Origin of the sequence: Pseudomonas sp. NPDC098747 (genome assembly GCF_044760045.1) — a bacterium.
In the GTDB taxonomy this organism is placed as follows: Bacteria; Pseudomonadota; Gammaproteobacteria; order Pseudomonadales; family Pseudomonadaceae; genus Aquipseudomonas.
The window spans coordinates 44,485-58,538 of record NZ_JBIWAL010000035.1; the positions used below are offsets into that span (position 1 = coordinate 44,485).

At 59.7% G+C, this 14,054-nt stretch carries 15 protein-coding genes; 1 reads left to right on the top strand and 14 read right to left on the bottom strand.

Annotated elements, in window-relative coordinates; translation table 11 throughout:
* The 7 genes from ACIQVE_RS19945 to flhA all read right to left on the bottom strand — a co-directional run.
* The coding region (locus ACIQVE_RS19945) for a chemotaxis protein CheA (protein ID WP_402811237.1) at positions 1 to 1,742 on the bottom strand (1,742 nt) is incomplete at its 3' end.
* Positions 1,743 to 1,797: 55 nt separating this feature from the next.
* On the bottom strand, positions 1,798 to 2,586 hold the full coding sequence (locus ACIQVE_RS19950) for a protein phosphatase CheZ (protein ID WP_150594243.1): 789 nt from the start codon (positions 2,584 to 2,586) through the stop codon (positions 1,798 to 1,800).
* A gap of 22 nt (positions 2,587 to 2,608) precedes the next feature.
* Complete coding sequence (locus ACIQVE_RS19955) at positions 2,609 to 2,980, bottom strand: chemotaxis response regulator CheY (RefSeq protein WP_402811240.1); 372 nt, start codon at positions 2,978 to 2,980, stop codon at positions 2,609 to 2,611.
* Between the two features lie 168 nt (positions 2,981 to 3,148).
* Positions 3,149 to 3,889 carry an RNA polymerase sigma factor FliA gene (gene fliA, locus ACIQVE_RS19960; RefSeq protein ID WP_007920004.1) on the bottom strand — a complete coding sequence of 247 codons (741 nt, stop codon included), beginning with the start codon at positions 3,887 to 3,889 and terminating at the stop codon, positions 3,149 to 3,151.
* On the bottom strand, positions 3,886 to 4,716 hold the full coding sequence (fleN, locus tag ACIQVE_RS19965) for a flagellar synthesis regulator FleN (RefSeq protein WP_402811242.1): 831 nt from the start codon (positions 4,714 to 4,716) through the stop codon (positions 3,886 to 3,888). The genes fliA and fleN overlap by 4 nt, the downstream gene beginning before the upstream one ends.
* Positions 4,717 to 4,832: 116 nt before the next feature.
* Positions 4,833 to 6,173: a flagellar biosynthesis protein FlhF gene (gene flhF / locus ACIQVE_RS19970; protein ID WP_402811244.1), complete on the bottom strand. Its 1,341-nt coding sequence runs from the start codon at positions 6,171 to 6,173 to the stop codon at positions 4,833 to 4,835.
* An 11-nt stretch (positions 6,174 to 6,184) separates the two neighbouring features.
* Positions 6,185 to 8,314 (bottom strand): flagellar biosynthesis protein FlhA, encoded by a 2,130-nt coding sequence (gene flhA / locus ACIQVE_RS19975; RefSeq protein ID WP_402811246.1) that lies wholly within the window; start codon positions 8,312 to 8,314, stop codon positions 6,185 to 6,187.
* Between the two features lie 587 nt (positions 8,315 to 8,901).
* On the opposite strand from flhA, the gene ACIQVE_RS19980 reads away from it, so the two are divergent.
* Positions 8,902 to 9,261 carry a DUF6124 family protein gene (locus ACIQVE_RS19980; RefSeq protein WP_402811247.1) on the top strand — a complete coding sequence of 120 codons (360 nt, stop codon included), beginning with the start codon at positions 8,902 to 8,904 and terminating at the stop codon, positions 9,259 to 9,261.
* Between the two features lie 249 nt (positions 9,262 to 9,510).
* Here the strand turns inward: ACIQVE_RS19980 and flhB are convergent, their stop codons facing one another.
* The 7 genes from flhB to ACIQVE_RS20015 form a co-directional block, all read right to left on the bottom strand.
* Positions 9,511 to 10,650: a flagellar biosynthesis protein FlhB gene (gene flhB, locus ACIQVE_RS19985; protein ID WP_402811249.1), complete on the bottom strand. Its 1,140-nt coding sequence runs from the start codon at positions 10,648 to 10,650 to the stop codon at positions 9,511 to 9,513.
* 3 nt (positions 10,651 to 10,653) lie between these two features.
* Positions 10,654 to 11,439 (bottom strand): flagellar biosynthetic protein FliR, encoded by a 786-nt coding sequence (gene fliR / locus ACIQVE_RS19990; protein WP_402811251.1) that lies wholly within the window; start codon positions 11,437 to 11,439, stop codon positions 10,654 to 10,656.
* 3 nt (positions 11,440 to 11,442) lie between these two features.
* Positions 11,443 to 11,712 carry a flagellar biosynthesis protein FliQ gene (fliQ, locus tag ACIQVE_RS19995; protein WP_042558229.1) on the bottom strand — a complete coding sequence of 90 codons (270 nt, stop codon included), beginning with the start codon at positions 11,710 to 11,712 and terminating at the stop codon, positions 11,443 to 11,445.
* On the bottom strand, positions 11,709 to 12,467 hold the full coding sequence (gene fliP / locus ACIQVE_RS20000) for a flagellar type III secretion system pore protein FliP (protein ID WP_150594247.1): 759 nt from the start codon (positions 12,465 to 12,467) through the stop codon (positions 11,709 to 11,711). The genes fliQ and fliP overlap by 4 nt, the downstream gene beginning before the upstream one ends.
* Positions 12,467 to 12,922 carry a flagellar biosynthetic protein FliO gene (fliO, locus tag ACIQVE_RS20005; protein ID WP_402811253.1) on the bottom strand — a complete coding sequence of 152 codons (456 nt, stop codon included), beginning with the start codon at positions 12,920 to 12,922 and terminating at the stop codon, positions 12,467 to 12,469. Before fliO ends, fliP begins: the two co-directional genes overlap by 1 nt.
* The gene (gene fliN / locus ACIQVE_RS20010) at positions 12,923 to 13,372 is read right to left on the bottom strand and encodes a flagellar motor switch protein FliN (protein ID WP_042558227.1); all 450 of its coding nucleotides are present in this window, start codon (positions 13,370 to 13,372) and stop codon (positions 12,923 to 12,925) included.
* A 54-nt stretch (positions 13,373 to 13,426) separates the two neighbouring features.
* A partial coding sequence (locus ACIQVE_RS20015) for a FliM/FliN family flagellar motor switch protein (RefSeq protein ID WP_402811254.1) occupies positions 13,427 to 14,054 on the bottom strand: 628 nt, incomplete at its 5' end.

A 14,054-nucleotide genomic window follows, 5' to 3' on the forward strand; every position in this document is an offset into this window, starting at 1 on the left:
ATCTTGGTCTTCACCACGTCCATGCCGACACCGCGGCCGGACACGTCGGAGATCTCGGTCTTGGTCGAGAACCCAGGGGCGAAAATCAGGTTGTAGCACTCGGTATCGCTCAGGCGATCGGCTGCATCCTTGTCCATCACGCCGCGTTTTACCGCGATGGCGCGCAGGACGTTCGGGTCCATGCCTTTGCCGTCATCGGAAATCGACAGCAGGATGTGATCGCCTTCCTGTTCGGCGGCCAGCACCACTTTGCCGCCCCGGGCCTTGCCCGAGGCTTCGCGTTCTTCCGGCGACTCGATGCCGTGGTCGACCGCGTTGCGCACCAAGTGGACCAGCGGGTCGGCCAGGGCCTCGACAAGGTTTTTGTCGAGATCGGTTTCTTCGCCGACCAGTTCCAGGTTGATCTCTTTCTTGAGCTGACGAGCCAAGTCGCGAACCAGACGCGGGAAGCGCCCGAAGACCTTCTTGATCGGTTGCATCCGGGTCTTCATCACCGCGGTCTGCAAGTCGGCCGTGACCACGTCGAGGTTCGACACAGCCTTTTGCATGGCTTCGTCGCCGCTGTTCAGACCCAGGCGCACCAGACGGTTACGCACCAGCACCAACTCGCCAACCATGTTCATGATTTCGTCGAGACGGGCGGTGTCGACCCGCACGGTGGTTTCGGCTTCGCTGGCCGGTTTTTCTGGCGGCGGTGCAGCGGCGGCACGGGCCGGAGCCGGTGCAGCAGCGGCCGCCGGTTTTGGCGTTTCGGCTTTCGGCGCAGGCTTGGGCGCAGCGGCCGGGGCCTTGGCGGCAGGCGTGGCGACGGCAGACGTGCTGCCAGTCGCGGCGGCGCCCACTTCAGTGAACTTGCCTTTGCCGTGCAATTCGTCGAGCAGCGATTCGAATTCGTGATCGCTGATCAGGTCACTGCCGGCCGCAGCCGCTGCCGGTTTTGCGGCAGGTGCAGGCACCGAAGCAATGGCCGATTCCAGCGCATCAACGGCAAAGTTGCCCTTGCCGTGCAACTGATCGAGCAGTGCTTCGAATTCGTCGTCGGTGATGTCCGAGCTGTCGCCCTTGGCCGGCGCCGCAGGAGCCGCCGCCGCAGGTGCAACAGCGTCCGCCGCGAACTGGCCTTTGCCGTGCAGTTGATCGAGCAACGACTCGAACTCGGCATCGGTGATTTCATCGCTGGCCGCCGCATCGGGAGCCTGCGCAGGTGCAGCAGCGGCCGGGGCTTCGGCTTGGGCCTTGACGGCGTTCAGCGAGTCCAGCAGCTGTTCAAATTCGTTATCGGTGATGTCGCCCGAGTCGCTTTCGGTGACCGGTGCTTCAACGACTTCTTCGACCGCTACGGCATCAGCCGATTGCGGTTCGGCCAGACGCGCCAGGGCGGCCAGCAGTTCAGGCGTAGCAGCCGTGATCGGGCTGCGCTCGCGCACTTCGGTGAACATGCCGTTCACCGCATCCAGTGCTTCGAGCACAACGTCCATCAGTTCTGAATCAACGCGACGCTCACCCTTGCGCAGGATGTCGAACACGTTTTCGGCGATGTGACAGCACTCCACCAGCTCATTGAGCTGAAGGAAGCCGGCGCCCCCTTTTACAGTGTGGAAACCGCGAAAAATTGCGTTGAGCAGATCAGCATCATCCGGGCGGCTTTCCAGCTCGACCAATTGTTCTGACAGTTGCTCAAGAATCTCGCCGGCCTCAACCAGGAAATCCTGAAGGATCTCTTCATCGGCGCCGAAGCTCATTAAGGGGGTGCTCCTACAGGTCTAAAAACCCAAAAAACCTAAAATTCAAAAAACACTAGAACCCAAGGCTGGATAACAAATCGTCCACATCGTCCTGACCGGACACAACGTCTTCTCGTTTATCGGCATGAATCTGCGGACCTTCACCCTGCGAGAGATGTTTTTGTGGATCTTTTTCAGCGAGCATTGCCGCACGGTCATGTTCGATGCCCGCAAAGCGGTCCACCTGACTGGCCATGAGCACAAGTTTGAGCAAATTGCTTTCGACTTCGGTGACCAGTTGGGTCACACGCTTGATCACCTGACCGGTGAGGTCCTGATAATCCTGAGCCAGCAGGATGTCGTTCAGATTGCTCGACACCGCACGGTTGCCCGTGCTGCTGCGTGACAGAAAACCGTCGACCCGGCGCGCCAGTTCGCGGAACTCTTCAGCCCCGACCTCACGACGCATGAAACGACCCCAATCGGTACTCAAGGCCTGGGCTTCTTCAGCCAGCCCATTGACCACCGGCGTGGCGCTTTCCACCAGATCCATGGTGCGGTTGGCCGCGGCTTCCGTCAGCTTGACCACATAGCCCAGGCGTTCGGTGGCGTCGGTGATTTGCGACACTTCCTCGGCTTGCGGCATGTTCGGGTCAATCTGGAAATTGACGATCGCACTGTGCAGTTCACGAGTGAGCTTGCCAACTTCCTGGTACAGGCCACGGTCACGGGTCTGATTGAGCTCATGGATCAATTGCACAGCGTCGCCGAACCTGCCCTTTTCAAGGCTTTCGACCAGTTCGACCGCATGTTTTTTCAGGGTCGATTCAAAATCGCCCTGTGAAGATTCGTTATGGTCCATAGCTCCCCCGTGGCGCAGTTTCTCAACCGATGCGTTCGAAAATCTTCTCGATTTTGTCTTTCAACGCCTGGGCCGTGAAGGGTTTCACCACATAGCCGTTAACACCGGCCTGGGCTGCTTCAATGATCTGTTCGCGCTTGGCTTCAGCGGTCACCATCAGCACTGGCAGGTGCTTGAGTTTTTCATCGGCGCGCACGTGGCGCAGCAGGTCGATACCGGTCATTCCCGGCATGTTCCAGTCTGTTACCAGAAAGTCGATGTTGCCGCTGTTGAGAACCGGAATGGCAGTGATGCCATCGTCAGCCTCGACGGTGTTGGTGAACCCCAGATCGCGCAGCAGGTTCTTGATGATCCGCCGCATCGTTGAGAAGTCATCAACGATGAGGATTTTCATGTTCTTGTCCAATTCGACCTCCAAGCAGTCTTAAACGCGCCCAGCACCTGGACGCGCCATTTCATTCAATCCGGCGTAGCACTCGAAGACTGTCTGGAGCACAACAGAGCAAGACCGGTGCCGTTCATCAACCGCACCAGCCTCGTTCGCAGTGTCCCCACACTGCCTTCAGCGCGCTCGCCACTCCCCCAAACGCCCCCGCAAACGGGCCGCGCACTGGCTGTGTAACTGGCTGACCCGCGATTCACTGACGCCAAGGACTTCACCGATCTCCTTGAGGTTCAGCTCTTCGTCGTAGTACAGCGCCAACACCAGTCGCTCACGCTCCGGCAAATTGGCAATCGCGTCCGCCAATGCGGCCTGAAAGCGTTCATCTTCCAGATCGCGTGACGGCTCAAGATGAGCGCTCGCGCCATCCTCGTGCAGCCCTTCGTGTTCGCCGTCCTGCAACAGGTCGTCGAAACTGAACAAGCGGCTGCCCAGGGTGTCATTCAAAATCCCGTAATAATCGTCGAGACTCAATTGGAGTTCGGCCGCAACCTCGTGATCTTTAGCATCGCGGCCGGTTTTAGCTTCAATCGAGCGAATTGCGTCGCTGACCATACGGGTATTGCGGTGAACCGAGCGTGGCGCCCAGTCCCCTTTGCGCACTTCGTCGAGCATCGCGCCGCGGATTCGAATGCCCGCGTACGTTTCGAAACTGGCGCCTTTGCTGGCGTCATATTTGGTCGAAACTTCGAGCAGGCCGATCATCCCGGCCTGGATCAGGTCCTCGACCTGCACACTTGCCGGCAACCGGGCCAGCAAGTGGTAGGCAATGCGTTTGACCAGTGGCGCGTAACGCTCGATTAATTCGTACTGCGCATCACGTGCCGACTTCTTGTAGTAGTTCATACCGCTTGCGGTCATATGACAGGCCCTGCCGTTTGCTGCACGAGGCGCTCGACGAAGAATTCAAGGTGACCGCGCGGGTTGGCAGGCAGCGGCCAGGTATCGACCTTCTGTGCGATTGCCTTGAACGCCAGGGCGCACTTGGAACGCGGAAAGGCTTCATAGACCGCACGTTGTTTCTGCACTGCCTTGCGCACGCTTTCGTCATAAGGCACGGCGCCGACGTATTGTAGGGCCACGTCCAGGAAGCGATCCGTGACCTTGGTCAACTTGGCGAACAGATTGCGCCCTTCCTGCGGGCTCTGCGCCATGTTGGCCAGGACACGGAAGCGGTTCATGCCGTAATCGCGATTGAGCAACTTGATCAGCGCGTAAGCGTCGGTAATCGAAGTCGGCTCGTCGCAGACCACCAGCAACACTTCTTGCGCGGCGCGTACAAAACTGACTACCGAGTCACCAATACCCGCAGCGGTGTCGATGACCAGTACGTCGAGATTGTCGCCGAGGTCGCTGAAGGCCTGAATCAGACCGGCATGTTGGGCCGGGCTCAGATGAACCATGCTCTGGGTGCCCGACGCGGCTGGCACGATGCGAATCCCACCCGGGCCTTGCAACAGAACGTCGCGCAACTCGCAGCGGCCTTCGATCACGTCGGCCAAGGTGCGTTTGGGCGTCAGGCCCAGCAGAACGTCGACGTTCGCCAGTCCCAGATCGGCGTCCAGCAGCATGACCCGACGGCCAAGCTCTGCCAGCGCCAGAGACAAGTTCACTGACACGTTAGTCTTGCCGACTCCACAAATGACTCCGGTCACCTCGATCACCTGTACGGGATGCATGCTGCCCATGTTATTTCTTTACCTTGTCTTGCATAGACGGAGGCCACATTACTGGCTGCGCGTTCACAAACGGAACAATGCATGGCAGACCATCGATGTAGGTACAAAAACTGTTCATGATTACCTCAGCCTACCTGCTTGGTCGGGCTGTGATAGATATCAGCGAACATGTCAGCCATGGCTTCTTCGCTGGGTTCTTCCTGCATTTGCACGCTGACGGCGCGGCTGACCAGTTGATGACGACGCGGCAGATGCAGATCATCCGGAATCCGTGGGCCATCGGTCAGGTACGCGACCGGCAATTCATGACTGATCGCCAGGCTCAACACTTCGCCAAGGCTGGCCGTTTCATCCAGTTTAGTCAGGATGCACCCGGCGAGCCCGCAACGCTTGTAACTGTGATAAGCGGCGGTTAGAACCTGTTTCTGGCTGGTGGTTGCCAGCACGAGATAATTTTTTGAACGGATGCCACGACCGGCCAGGCTTTCGAGCTGCATGCGCAGTGCCGGATCGCTGGCCTGCAGGCCGGCGGTATCGATCAGCACCACGCGTTTGCGCAACAGCGGATCGAGCGCCTGCACCAGCGACTGGCCCGGATCGACGTGCGTCACCGGCACGTTGAGAATCCGGCCCAGGGTCTTCAGTTGTTCCTGAGCGCCGATGCGGAAGCTGTCCATGCTCACCAGCGCCACATTCTGCGCGCCGTACTTGAGCACGTAACGGGCAGCGAGCTTGGCCAGCGTGGTGGTCTTGCCCATGCCGGCAGGGCCGACCATGGCAATCACACCGCCCTCTTCCAGCGGCTCGACTTCCGGCACGGCAATCATTCGCGCCAGGTGCGCCAGCAGCATGCGCCAAGCCTGACGAGGTTCTTCGATATCTTTGATCATCGCCAGCAGGTCGCGCGACAACGGGCCGGACAGACCGATACGTTGCAGACGGCGATACAGGTTGGCTTGCGCCGGACGGCTGCCTTGCAGCTGATTCCAGGCGAGGGTGCCGAGCTGAACTTCCATCAGCTCGCGCAGGCTGTTCAATTCAAAACGCATCGAATCCAGTGCACGCGGATCAACACCGCCAGACGATTGCGCAGGTGCCGGAGCCGGACGCGCCGGGGCCGCGTAAGTCGGCTCGCTCAGCGGTTCGGCAGCGGTCAGCGACAGGCCGGCCGTCATTGGCAAACCGGCGAACAGCTGGCGATTGGTGTCGCCGTCGGCTTCGCCACGCATGCTCAACTCGGCCTGGGCGGTGACGATGCGCGACTGGGTCTTGCGCAGCTCGTCTTCAAGTTCCATGTTCGGAACCCGTGGCGCCAGCGCCGACAACTTGTAATCCAGCGCCGCCGTCAGCTCGACGCCGCCGGCAATGCGGCGGTTGCCAATGATGGCGGCATCAGCGCCCAGCTCATCACGAACCAGCTTCATGGCCTGACGCATATCGGCGGCGAAAAAACGCTTAACTTGCATAAACCACTACCTCAGCCGTTGGGCCCTACTGTCGCAACGATCGTCACTTGCTTGTTGTCCGGTATTTCCTGGTAGGCCAGCACGTGCAGGCCAGGAACTGCCAGGCGGCCAAAACGCGAGAGCATCGCGCGGATCGGTCCGGCGACCAAGAGGATCACCGGCTGACCTTGCATTTCCTGACGCTGCGCCGCTTCGATCAGCGAACGTTGCAGCTTCTCGGCCATGCTTGGCTCCAGCAGAACGCCCTCTTCCGAGCCTTGTCCTGCCTTCTGCAGACTATTGAGCAATATCTGTTCCAACCTTGGCTCCAGAGTGATAACGGGCAGCTCAGACTCAGTGCCTACAATGCTTTGGACGATTGCGCGGGATACACCGACCCGCACAGCAGCCACCAACGCGGCAGTATCTTGACTCTTCGCGGCGTTGTTGGCGATGGCTTCGGCAATGCTGCGGATATCGCGTACCGGCACATGTTCGGCCAACAACGCTTGCAGCACCTTGAGCAACTGCGACAACGAGACCACGCCCGGCACCAGCTCTTCCGCCAGTTTTGGCGAGCTTTTGGCCAGCAATTGCATGAGTTGCTGCACTTCCTCGTGGCCGATCAGCTCGCTGGAGTGCTTGTACAGAATCTGGTTCAAGTGCGTCGCAACCACCGTGCTCGCATCCACCACGGTATAGCCCAACGATTGTGCCTGCGCGCGCTGGCTGATTTCGATCCACACCGCTTCCAGACCGAAAGCCGGATCTTTGGCGTTGATCCCGTTGAGCGCACCGTAGACCTGGCCGGGGTTGATTGCCAGTTCGCGATCCGGGTAAATCTCGGCCTCGGCGAGGATCACCCCCATCAAGGTCAGGCGATAAGCGCTTGGCGCCAGATCGAGGTTGTCTCGAATATGCACAGTGGGCATCAGGAAGCCCAGGTCCTGCGAAAGTTTCTTGCGCACGCCCTTGATCCGCGCCAGCAATTGCCCGCCCTGATTGCGATCCACCAGCGGAATCAGGCGGTAGCCGACTTCCAGGCCAATCATGTCGATCGGGGTCACGTCGTCCCAGCCAAGCTCTTTGGTTTCCATGGCGCGGGCCGGTGATGGCAGCAGTTCCTGCTGACGCTTGACCTCTTCCAGCGCGACGACTTTGGCCACGTTCTGTTTTTTCCAGAACAGGTAAGCGCCGAAGCCAGCCAGTGCGGCCATGCTCAGGAACGAGAAGTGCGGCATGCCCGGCACCAGGCCCATGACCGCCATCAGACCGGCCGCCACTGCCAGCGCTTTCGGCGAGGCGAACATCTGACGGTTGATCTGCTTGCCCATGTCTTCCGAACCGGAAGCACGGGTCACCATGATCGCCGCGGCTGTTGATAACAACAGTGATGGCAATTGCGCCACCAAACCGTCACCGATGGTCAGCAAGGCGTAAACCCGGCCAGCGTCACCGAAGGTCATGCCGTGCTGGAAGATACCGACGGCCATACCGCCGATGAGGTTGATGAACAGAATCAGCAGGCCGGCAATGGCGTCACCACGGACGAACTTGCTCGCACCGTCCATCGAACCGTAGAACTCGGCCTCTTGGGCGACTTCCTGACGGCGCGACTTGGCCTGGTTCTGATCGATCAGACCGGCGTTGAGGTCGGCGTCGATCGCCATTTGTTTGCCGGGCATCGCATCGAGAGTGAAACGCGCGCTCACCTCGGAAATACGCCCGGCACCCTTGGTCACCACGACAAAGTTGATGATCATCAAAATCGCGAAAACCACGATACCGACCACGTAGTTACCGCCGATCACCACCTCACCGAAGGCCTGGATCACCTTACCGGCGGCGGCGTGGCCGTCCTGACCGTGGAGCATCACCACCCGCGTCGACGCCACGTTCAACGCCAGCCGCATCAGCGTCGCCACCAGCAGAATCGTCGGGAACACCGCAAAATCCAGTGGTCGCAGGGCGTAGACGCACACCAGCAGCACGACGATGGACAAGGCAATGTTGAAGGTGAAAAACACGTCGAGCAGGAACGGCGGTATCGGCAACATCATCATTGCCAACATGACCAGCAGCAACAACGGCACGCCCAGATTGCCTCGACTGAGGTCGGCAACGTTTGAGCGAGCATTGTTGAGTAACTGAGAGCGATCCACCGGTTTTCCCCGTTCCTTTAAAGCAAACTTTTGACGCCCAGAGCGGACGTACGGCGGCTATTGCAAGAAGCCTTCCAACTTTTGCCACGGAATGAAACAGAGGGGTTTGACCGAGGTTTTTTCTGCTGGCCGGGATGGCCTCTTCGCGAGCAAGCTCGCTCCCACAGAGAAATTCATTCCAAATCCGGGAGTGGAATGCATTCCAAATGTGGGAGCGAGCTTGCTCGCGAAGGGGCCAGTGAAGTCAGCGCAAATCGCCTTTTAAACTCCGGTGTTTAAAAGACACCTCCAGACACGCCTTCGAGGCTACAAATCCTTGCGCCATTGCCTACAGCCAAGCCAGAATCCGCCGGCTTGTGCGCCTTGGGGATGGACTCTATTGTTGAACCGTCGCTGATTTCTCAGTGATCGGGTTTAGCAGCCTGGGTTATCTCTAGACGCACAAAGTCCGTTGCCGTTATGGCGGCTTTGCGTGGGGCACTTCGGTGCGCCGGGTTCTAGAGTCCTGGTCTGCTAACCCGCGTATAGCCGCCACCCCTTTCGTTAGCAGCGGACAGTGGCAGCTTCATTACTCTAGAGGCTTCACCATGATCAAACCAACACCCAACCCACCCGAAACCGACCCCACCTCCCCCTACGAATCCCTCGACTCGAAAAAGCTCAACGAAGCCGCCGACCGCGCCCTCGATCACTACCTCAGCCCGCCCGGATCCACGCCCCCTCCACGTAAAACCCGCAGGATGTACGCCGTTACCGCGGACTTCAAAAACGAGGAACTGCTGGTCGATGCCTGCGAAACACTCGCCTCGGCCAAAACCATCGCCAATGACTTCGCCCGCCTCTTGCCAGCGTCGCAGCGCAGGACGCTGTTGGGGATTGCGCAATTGATCATGCTCGGGGAGCTGGCGGTGAATCGAGTGCTGGATAACCTTGAGTTGCCAAACTAATCCCCACGCAGATCCCATGTGGCGAGGGGATTTATCCCCGTTCGGCTGCGCAGCAGTCGTAAAACCTCAAACTTCGGTACATCAGGAATACCGCACGCTCAGTTTTTGGGGGCTGCTGCGCAGCCCAACGGGGATAAATCCCCTCGCCACAATGACCTCTGTGAATGTTGGATGGCATTTGGCCTGGCATAAAAAAACCGCCGCCCCGTTCAATCGGGACGGCGGTTTTTTCGTTTCATCACAGTAAAGTCAGGAATCGCGGCGCAAATCCGGTGGAATCGGCAGATCATCCATCAGCGGATCCGGGCGTTTGCCCTTGCCTGCGCGGTATTGGCGGATCTGGTAGACGTAGGCCAACACCTGCGCCACCGCCAGATACAAGCCACCAGGGATTTCCTGATCGAGTTCGGTTGAGTAGTAGATCGACCGTGCCAACCCTGGCGATTCAAGGAGCATGACGTTGTTGGCCACGGCGATTTCGCGGATCTTCAGCGCCAGGAAGTCGCTGCCCTTGGCAATCAGCATCGGCGCCCCGCCCTTCTCCGAGTCGTACTTGAGCGCCACGGCGTAGTGGGTCGGGTTGGTGATGACCACGTCGGCGTCGGGGATTGCCGCCATCATGCGTCGCTGGGACATTTCGCGCTGGGTCTGGCGGATGCGCTGTTTGACCTCCGGCCGCCCCTCCTGATCCTTGTGTTCGTCGCGCACTTCCTGCTTGGTCATCTTGAGCTTTTTCATGCTCTCCCAGATCTGCACCGGGACATCGACCGCCGCGATGATGATCAGACCGCAGGCCAGCCACAGCGTGCTCCAGCCGACCAGCACCACACTGTGGATGATCGCCAGCTCCAGCGGTTCATGGGCGATGCGCATAAGGTCATCGACGTCCGCAGCCAACACCATCAACGCCACAGACAAGGTGATCAAAAACTTGGCGAGTGCCTTGAGCAACTCGATCACAGCCTTGAACGAAAACATCCGCTTCAGGCCTGCCGCCGGGTTCATCCGGCTGAACTTGGGCGCCATGGAGCCGGCCGCGAAGAGCCAGCCACCGAGGGAAATCGGCCCGATCAGCGCGGCCAGCAGCAGCGTGATCATGATGGGCTGAATCGCCACCAGAGCGATCGTCCCCGACTGCAAGAGAAACGCACCCATGGAACCCTGGTCCATGATCACTTCACGCGACAACGTGAAGTTCAGGCGCATCAGGTCCATCAGGTCTTCGGCGAGCATGCCGCCGAACACCAGCAACGCGCCGGCACCAGCCATCATCACGGCGAGGGTGTTGAGCTCTTTCGAGCGGGCAATCTCACCCTTCTCACGGGAGTCCTTTTTACGTTTCTCCGTGGGGTCTTCTGTTTTGTCCTGACCGCTTTCGCTCTCTGCCATGACTCAGCGCGCCCGTGCCAGTTCGCGTAGCAACTGCAAGGCCTCGGTGGCCAGCGGTCGATACTGATTGAGAATATCCGCCAGACCGACCCAGACGATGAACAGCCCGAGCACCAGGGTCAGCGGAAAACCGATGGAGAAAATGTTCAGTTGCGGCGCGGCACGAGTCATCACACCGAAGGCAATGTTGACCACCAACAACGCGGTCACCGCCGGCAACACCAGCAGCAACGCCGCCCCCAGAACCCAACCGAGTTTGCCGGCCAGCTCCCAATAATGCGCGGTCATCAGCCCACTACCTACTGGCAGGGTGGTGAAGCTTTCGGTGAGGACTTCGAACACCACCAGATGGCCGTTCATCGACAGGAACAACAACGTCACGAGCATGGTGAAAAACTGCCCGATCACCGCCACCGAAACGCCGTTGGCCGGGTCGACCATCGAGGCAAAACCCATACCCATCTGGATCGCGACAATCTGCCCGGCCACGGCAAACGCCTGAAAAAACAGTTGCAGGGAAAAGCCAAGCACGGCGCCGATGAGAATCTGCTCGGCAATCAGCAGCAAGCCACTGAGATCGAGCGGACTGACCGCCGGCATCGGCGGCAGGCCCGGGACAATCACCACGGTGATCGCCACGGCGAAATACAGGCGCACGCGCCGCGGGATGAGGGTAGTGCCGAACACCGGCATGACCATCAGCATCGAGGCCACGCGAAACAGCGGCAACATGAACGTCGCCACCCAGGAACTGATCTGGGTGTCGGTCAGCTGAAGCAGCGATTGCATGGCTTAGCCGATGACCATCGGGATGTTTTTGTACAACTCGATGATGTATTCCATGAAGGTCTGCACGATCCACGGACCGCCGACGATCAGGGTCACCAGCATCACCAGCAGACGCGGCAGAAAGCTCAAAGTCTGTTCGTTGATCTGCGTGGCCGCCTGGAACATCGCCACCAGCAAGCCGACCAACAGGCTCGGCACCACCAGAATCGCGACCATCAACGTGGTCAGCCACAGCGCCTCACGAAAGATATCGACCGCGACTTCCGGCGTCATGGCGAGACACCCCCGAAACTGCTGGCCAAGGTGCCGATAATCAGCGCCCAGCCATCCACCAGCACGAACAGCATGATCTTGAACGGCAGCGAAATGATCAGTGGCGAGAGCATCATCATACCCATTGCCATCAGAACACTGGCCACGACGAGGTCGATGATCAGGAACGGAATAAAGATCATGAAGCCGATCTGGAACGCGGTTTTAAGCTCCGACGTGACGAACGCCGGCACCAGAATAGTCAGTGGCGCCTGATCCGGGGTGGCGATGTCGGTGCGCTTGGACAGGCGCATGAACAGCTCAAGATCGCTGGTGCGCGTCTGCGCAAGCATGAAGTCCTTGATCGGCACCTGAGCTTTTTCCACCGCTTGCTGGGCGGTGAGTGTTTCCGCCAGATACGGTTGCAGCGCATCGTTGTTCACCCGGTCGAACACCGGCGCCATGATGAACATCGTCAGGAACAGCGCCATGCCGGTGAGGATCTGGTTCGACGGCGTCTGCTGCAAACCGAGGGCCTGACGCAGGATCGAGAAGACGATGATGATCCGCGTGAAACTGGTCATCAGGATGACCGCCGCCGGGATAAAACTCAGCGCGGTCATGATCAGCAGGATCTGCAGACTGACCGAGTATTCCTGCGCGCCGTCGGCGTTGGTGCCCAGCGTGATCGCCGGGATCGACAACGGATCGGCGGCGAACGCCAGCGGCGCGGCCAGCATCAGGGCCAGCGTCAAGACGATGCGTAGCGCACCCATTACTTCTTATCCTTCTGATCCTTGCCGAGAATTCTCAGCAGATGCTGGGCAAATTCCGGCGTCGCTTTCTCGCTGGTGTTCGGCACCTCGACCGGTTCCTTGAGCACGTGCAGCGCGGTGATGGTGCCGGGGCTCAAGCCGAGCAGAATCTGCTCGTTGCCGACCTGCACCAGCATCAGACGGTCACGCGGGCCGAGCGCGCGCGAGCCAATCAGCTCGATCACCTGCCCCTTGCCCGCAGGCCCCGCCTGCTGCACCCGACGCAACAGCCAGGCGAGGAAGAAGATCAACCCCAACACCAGCAGCAGGCCGAACACCAACTGCGTCAATTGCCCGGCCACGCCACTGTTGACCATCGGCGCGGTAGCAGCGGCAGGCGCGGCGTGGCCGGCCACCGGTTCGGCGGCCAACACGCTCAGGGGCAAGGCCAGCAGAGCCCAGAGAAACCTTTTCACTCAGCGCAGCTTCTTGATGCGTTCGCTTGGGCTGATCACGTCGGTCAGGCGAATGCCGAACTTCTCGTTGACCACCACGACTTCGCCGTGAGCGATCAGCGTGCCGTTGACCAGCACGTCCAGCGGCTCACCGGCCAGGCGATCGAGCTCGATCACCGAACCCTGGTTGAGTTGCAGCAGGTTGCGGATGTTGATATCGGTGCTGCCGACTTCCATCGAGATGGACACCGGGATGTCGAGGATCACGTCCAGGTTCGGGCCGTCCAGCGTCACCGGATCGTTATTCTTCGGCACGCTGCCGAACTCTTCCATCGGCAGACGCGAGCCGCTGGAGGCGTCGGCGGCCAGCAGTGCGTCAATTTCGGATTGGCCGTCACCGGTCTCTTCCAGGGCAGCAGCCCATTCGTCAGCCAGTGCCTGATCGTCCTGGGCGTTCATATCGTCGTTCATCATTTGTCCTCGGCGGGCAAAAATTCAGCTAAATGTGGGGGTGAAAGCGCCGCTTCAGCGACGCTCGATCGGCTCGATCACCTGCAACGCGAGGTTGCCTTTGTGCGAGCCCATCTTGACCTTGAAGGCCGGCACGCCGTTGGCGCGCATGATCATTTCGTCCGGCATCTCGACCGGGATCACATCTCCCGGTTGCATGTGCAGGATGTCGCGCAGCTTCAACTGACGGCGGGCCACGGTGGCACCGATCGGCACGTCGACATCGAGCACGTCCTGGCGCAGGGCGTTGACCCAGCGCTCGTCCTGATCGTCGAGGTCCGACTGGAAACCGGCATCGAGCATTTCACGCACCGGCTCGATCATCGAGTACGGCATGGTCACGTGCAGGTCGCCGCCACCGCCATCAAGTTCGATGTGGAAAGTGGAGACGACAATCGCTTCGCTCGGGCCGACGATGTTGGCCATGGCCGGGTTCACTTCCGAGTTGATGTACTCGAAATTGACTTCCATGATCGCCTGCCAGGCTTCTTTCAGATCGACGAAGGCCTGCTCCAGCACCATGCGCACAACACGCAGTTCGGTCGGGGTGAATTCACGCCCTTCGATCTTGGCGTGACGGCCGTCGCCGACGAAGAAGTTGTCCACCAGTTTGAACACCAGTTTGGCGTAGAGCATGAACAGC